Below are 1,337 nucleotides of genomic sequence, written 5' to 3'. Positions count from 1 at the left end.
GCCGAGTCCGTCCGGAGCAGGGCCAGGCGCAGCCCGAGCCAGCCGGCGACGCCGTCCCCGGGCACGCAGTGGTGCACCAGGAGCGAGCCGTTGCGGGCGAGGGCCACCAGACCGCTCGACGCGGCGAGCAGGGCCACGGCGGGCGCGAGCACGGGCCAAGGCAGCCGTGGGTGCTCGCGGGTCATGCGCGCCACGATACGTGCCCCACCTGGACGAGTGGTGGACCTAGTGCCCAGGGCGGCTCGGGCACGGCAGGTCGGTCAGCGCAGGTCGGTCAGCGCAGGTCGGTCAGCGCAGGTCGGTCAGCGCAGGTCGGGCGGCCCGGGCAACGGCCACCAGACGGTCTCCGGGACGCCCTGGGGGGCGAGCACCACGAGGAAGACGACGGCGGCCGCCGCGCCGAGGCCCAGGAGCACGACGGTGACGGCCCCCGCGGTCCCCGGGGCCAGGGCCCCGAGGGTCCAGCGCGCACCGAGACGGGTCATCCGGCTCATCGGCCCGAACCAGAGCATGAGCAGGGCCACCACCACCACGGCCCCCACCAGGGCGGGGGTGACCCAGGCGGCGTTCTCGGCGAGCTCCCCGGTCGGTTCGCCCGGAGGGGGGCCGGCCACCGTGAGCCGTCCGGTCCCCAGGAGCCACCAGCCGACGCCGCCGACCATCGCGGTGACGCCCGCCGTCAGGAGCGCCGAGGGCAGCACGCCCAGCACCGCGCGCCCCAGGTACCAGGGCCAGGTCACCACCCCGCGCACGGCCGCGCCGCGGGAGGTGCCACGCACGGCCCGTCGTCGGAGCAGGGCCGAGACGTCCAGGCCCACGCTGCGCACCAGCACCGCGAGCACGACGGCGACCGCGAGCGCGACCCCGGGCCGCGTCGCCCCGACCGCGACGAGCACCGACCCCAGGGCCAGCACCGAGCCGACGCGACGTCGCGGGCTGGTGGACACGGTGGGGTCGAGGACCGGGGAGCCTTCGGGAGGGACGGACCCGGGCGGGTGCCAGCGGTCCTCGGCCTCCTCGGGGCCGCCCTGGGGCCACCCGTGCTCCTCGGACCACTGCCCGTCGCCGGACCAGGCCCCGTCCTCGGACGACGAGCCCTCGGGCTCGGTGCCCGCCGCGCTCCAGGGGCTCTCCTGGGCAGGCATCACCCGGGTCGAGCCGTGCTCGAGGACCGCGGTCTCCGGGTCGTCGTCCTCCGGGCCCGGGGTCGGGTGGACCTCGGTGGGCCAGCCCTCGTCGGGGCCGAGGGGCGGGACGGTGGTGGTCACCCCGGTCACGCCCGCCGCCCTCGCGGCGGGGGCGGCGGGAGGCACGAGCAGCGACGGATCGCCCAAAGT

Annotated in this window: 1 protein-coding gene and 1 pseudogene; both read right to left on the bottom strand. The window is 77.8% G+C overall.

Annotated features, from left to right (window positions below; translation table 11 throughout):
• Positions 1–185 (bottom strand): hypothetical protein (locus tag L0B03_RS17990; protein ID WP_250448392.1); only part of this gene is annotated, 185 nt, incomplete at its 3' end.
• Positions 186–302: 117 nt separating this feature from the next.
• Positions 303–1,337, bottom strand: a pseudogene (locus L0B03_RS17985) (hypothetical protein); the annotation flags it as partial.

Source organism: Actinotalea sp. C106 (genome assembly GCF_023630195.1).
GTDB lineage: Bacteria > Actinomycetota > Actinomycetes > Actinomycetales > Cellulomonadaceae > Actinotalea.
This window is presented reverse-complemented; position numbering and strand designations above follow the sequence as displayed.